The organism is Duncaniella sp. (assembly GCF_029054785.1).
Lineage (GTDB): Bacteria > Bacteroidota > Bacteroidia > Bacteroidales > Muribaculaceae > Duncaniella.
In genome coordinates, this window is the sequence record NZ_JAIDEN010000160.1 from 1 (window position 1) to 3,811 (window position 3,811).

Consider the following 3,811-nt stretch of genomic DNA (forward strand, 5'->3'; position numbering starts at 1 on the left):
GAATACCAGTGATGTGTTGTGGTATAATCCGGCTGCGCGGCGCTCGAAAAGCGATGTGACCAGCACGACTCCGGCCTCACGGGCAAGCGATGAGTAAAACTCTGTTACCGGCGATGCGGCATCCAGGCTGACGGCGATGTCAAAATTGTCGACCGATTCGATCTGGCAGAAATAAAGGGAGTCATGAAGTTCCTGAAGTACTACCAGTTCCGCGCCTTTGGCTGCGAGATTTATGACTTTTTCGGCAAGGCGCCGGCGGTTGTTGTCTATATCGGTGGTGTTGTGCTGTTGGATAAGGCCTACAAGCATATAGCGGGATTTTTGGTGAATTGATGATTGATTGTCGGTCTCGGATGTGTTTGTCTGATCGATTTTTCCTCGAAATAAATCTTGCATCGAGTATAAATTATTTTTTTCAAGAGTTTCCTGACGAGGTAGAGATCCATTGACCGTCACGTATTTCTTTGACTGATCCTGACGGGAGCTGCATGGTCACACAATGGAGAGAGCCGTGCTGACGTATCAGAGGAATGCAGTCAATGCCGCGGATTTCATGGTCAGGGAAGGCTATTTTCAGCGTTTGGGCTGCCAGTCGGTCTTTACGCTCCTGACCATAGGTCGGCATCAGAATCTGTGTCGGGGTTATGAGGAAGTTGGCGTAGGTTGCCGGCAGGATCTCGCCGTCCATCTCGATGGTATCAGGCAGAGGAAGTTCAATGAGATTGTATGGCTGACCCGACGGTGTGCGCAGAGTTGCCAGTTCTTCTTTCATTTTCTGCAATTCCGTGTGGTTTGGATTACCGGGCTCGCCAGGTCCGCAATATATGATGGTGTCGCCTGGGGCAAGTCTGGCGAGAGTGTCGATGTGGCTGTCGGTGTCATCGCCGATCAGGGCACCGTGGTTCAGGAAGAGGACGTGGTTCAGTCCGAATGCCTTGCGGAGATAATCGGAAATCTGCCTGCGGTCCCATTGGCCGTTGCGGTTTGGCGACAGCAGACATTCGGCTGTTGTCAGAAGAGTGTTGTCTCCGTCTGATTCGATCGAGCCGCCTTCCAATACGAAGTTCAGACAGTTTTCGACTTCAGCGTCAAACAGATTCATAGCTGCAAGGCGCGACGTGATGAGGTTGTCCTTGTCGGCGGCGAATTTCAGGCCCCATCCATTGAACTTGAAGTCAAGGAGCAGCAGGCTTCCGTCTGATTCAACCGTGATCGGTCCGAAGTCACGCGCCCAGGTGTCGTTGGTGGGGATGTCGAAAAATTTCACGCGCAGAGGGTCGAAATTCTGTTCCAGGATTGATGGGAGACAGAACTCTTCAGGCCCGACAAGTGCCACGCATTGGCCGCCGTCAGTGATGGCGTGGACAATGTCCGCGATACATCTGCGCGCTTCAGGCAGAATGTATGCCCAGTCGGTATTTTCATGAGGCCACGCTAAAAGTACGCAGTCCTGATTCTCCCATTCAGCCGGGAGTCGGCGTAAGGCCGTGGACGGTGCCACGGAAGGATTATTCGTCATATTCATCTTTGAGGTTGTCCCAAATTGAATCCTGGGATTCGAAATACTCTTCACAATAATCGAGGAAGCCTCTTTTTTCAGAGCTGCCGACCTCGTCGCACCATTGGCGATAGCTTGCGCGAAGTTCCGGATCCTCATGGATCATTTTTTTGAATTCGGCCTCGGCGATGTCTGTGCTCCCGTAGTGTTTGAGCATATTATCGAAGAGGCCGGTAATATCGTCCATTTTATTATTAGGTTTAGGGTAAGAAAATTAGAATGTCAAAAGATCGCTTGACGTTTGTTATTACTTGTATAAACAATTTAACGCTACGGGGCTTAATATGGTTCAAAATTAACGCATAGTTGTGACATTAGCAAATTTAAAGTTTTAAAAAGGCCTAAAAGGAAAATGGACTGTTTTTATCAAGCTTTATGTTTATCTGCCTGAGAACCAAAAAATGCCGATCGCGTTAATATTTTATAGATAGAGACAGAATTTGTTTAAAGTTATTATATAATGTATCGGTTATGAAAAAATGTTTTGGTTTCATGATTCTTGCCGTGATGGCAATTCTCAGTTCGTGCAGCCCATATAACCTGGTGACAAGCACGACTTACAATGATGCGGATCTGAGTGATTATACCACGTTCCGCATTGTGACCCCTGGCGATGGAAAACTTCCTCCCGGAATGGCGATGGTGACTTATTACAATATCGCAGCTGCAATCCGGGAGCAGATGCTGGACCGTGGGTTCAGAGAAGACCCATCCTCGCCTCTGCTGATCAATATCGGGTTGACGATCAAGCAGCAGATTGCAACAGAACCTGCGTTGCCTCCCGGCGGTTATCCTTATTATTGGGGGCCTTATCGCGGTTATGCTCCCTGGTTCATGTATCCGCGTGGCTATTATTGGCCCGGTTATTATGCAAATGCCCAAGTCATCACGGGTGTGTATAAGGAGGGTGTGCTGACAATGGATATGGTCAACATAAATCAGAAAATACCGTTGTTCTCGGCTTCAGTAGGTACGATACTTGACAACGGCGACACTCAGTTCCGTGACTTGCAGGGAATAGCGGAGGCTGTGCAGACTTTGTTCTCAAAATTTCCTGTTCCGCTTCTGCCGCAGTACAGAAACCGCTGATATCTCTCTTGGCGGATCGAAGCTACCGGGAGCTGTCAGCTGTGACGCCTCAGCAGTTCACGCTCCATGTCAGGAAGTGTGAGTCCCATCTGTTCGATCAGTACGAGGAGGTGGTAGATAAGGTCACAGGCTTCGTATGAAAACCGGTCACGGTTTCCGTCAACAGCCTCGATGGTTGATTCTACCGCTTCTTCGCCTACTTTCTGGGCTATTTTCTTGACACCTTTGATAAACAGGCGGGTGGTGTAGCTGTCTTCAGGCATTTCTGCATGGCGTCGGCTGATGAGGGCGGAGAGTGAGCGGATGAAGCCTTCCTCTTCAGGCGTGTCGAAGCATGAGGTGGTTCCGCGGTGACAGGTCGGGCCGATCGGATTGGCTTTTATTAATAAGGTGTCGTTGTCGCAGTCGCTGTACATATCGACAACCTCAAGGTAGTTGCCGCTGGTCTCTCCTTTGGTCCAGAGCGTTGAGCGGGTGCGGCTGTAAAAGGTGACGTGTCCGCTTGAGCATGTCAGGTCAAAAGCCTCACGGTTCATGTAGCCAAGCATCAGCACTTTTAGGGTTACTGCGTCCTGAATGATGACGGGGAGCAGTCCGTCGGCGCATTTTTCGAGATTGAAATCGTTGAATGTCATAGTCTGACAGGGATGTTTTTTGCGGATAGTTGTTGTTTGAGTTCCTTGACGGTGATTTCTCCAAAGTGGAAGATGGAAGCGGCCAGGGCGGCATCGGCTTGCCCGGCGGTGAGTACCTCGGCAATGTCGTCGACACATCCGGCACCGCCTGAGGCGATGATAGGGATGCTGACCGTGGAAGCGAGTCGGCTGAACGTTTCGCACGGATAGCCGTGGCGTGTGCCGTCATGGTTCATTGAGGTGAACATAATTTCTCCTGCGCCGGCTTCCTGCGCCTGGAGGGCCCAGGTGAAAAGTTCCCGGTCAGAGAAACGAGTCCCGCCATGAGTGGTCACATGCCAGATTCCGTCTTCTGCCATTCGGGCATCGATTGCTACTACTACGAACTGACTGCCATAGCGGCCGGCTATCTCGCTTATGAGCTCAGGGCGCTTTACGGCAGCGGAGTTGACTGTTATTTTGTCGGCTCCTGCATCGAGCCGACCGGAAGCATAGTAGAGGGTGGGAATTCCGACGCCGACAATGAAAG

Annotated in this window: 6 protein-coding genes; 1 reads left to right on the forward strand and 5 read right to left on the reverse strand. The window is 50.5% G+C overall.

The genetic code is table 11. The annotated features are described in order from the left end of the window. The 3 genes from K2H17_RS09865 to K2H17_RS09875 all read right to left on the reverse strand — a co-directional run. On the reverse strand, positions 1–309 hold a 309-nt coding region (locus K2H17_RS09865; protein WP_300134253.1), incomplete at its 3' end, for a nitrilase-related carbon-nitrogen hydrolase. Positions 310–415: 106 nt separating this feature from the next. Beyond that, entirely contained in the window at positions 416–1,525 is a 1,110-nt protein-coding gene (locus K2H17_RS09870) for an agmatine deiminase family protein (RefSeq protein ID WP_300134256.1), read from the reverse strand. Beyond that, complete coding sequence (locus K2H17_RS09875; RefSeq protein WP_300134259.1) at positions 1,509–1,745, reverse strand: hypothetical protein; 237 nt, start codon at positions 1,743–1,745, stop codon at positions 1,509–1,511. The genes K2H17_RS09870 and K2H17_RS09875 overlap by 17 nt, the downstream gene beginning before the upstream one ends. 284 nt (positions 1,746–2,029) lie before the next feature. Here K2H17_RS09875 and K2H17_RS09880 point away from each other — a divergent pair, with 284 nt between their 5' ends. Then, complete coding sequence (locus K2H17_RS09880; RefSeq protein ID WP_300134262.1) at positions 2,030–2,647, forward strand: DUF4136 domain-containing protein; 618 nt, start codon at positions 2,030–2,032, stop codon at positions 2,645–2,647. A gap of 35 nt (positions 2,648–2,682) precedes the next feature. Here the strand turns inward: K2H17_RS09880 and hisIE are convergent, their stop codons facing one another. Both hisIE and K2H17_RS09890 read right to left on the reverse strand, forming a co-directional pair. Beyond that, the gene (gene hisIE / locus K2H17_RS09885; RefSeq protein WP_300134264.1) at positions 2,683–3,282 is read right to left on the reverse strand and encodes a bifunctional phosphoribosyl-AMP cyclohydrolase/phosphoribosyl-ATP diphosphatase HisIE; all 600 of its coding nucleotides are present in this window, start codon (positions 3,280–3,282) and stop codon (positions 2,683–2,685) included. Continuing rightward, on the reverse strand, positions 3,279–3,811 hold a 533-nt coding region (locus K2H17_RS09890; RefSeq protein ID WP_300134267.1), incomplete at its 5' end, for a HisA/HisF-related TIM barrel protein. The genes K2H17_RS09890 and hisIE, both read right to left, overlap by 4 nt.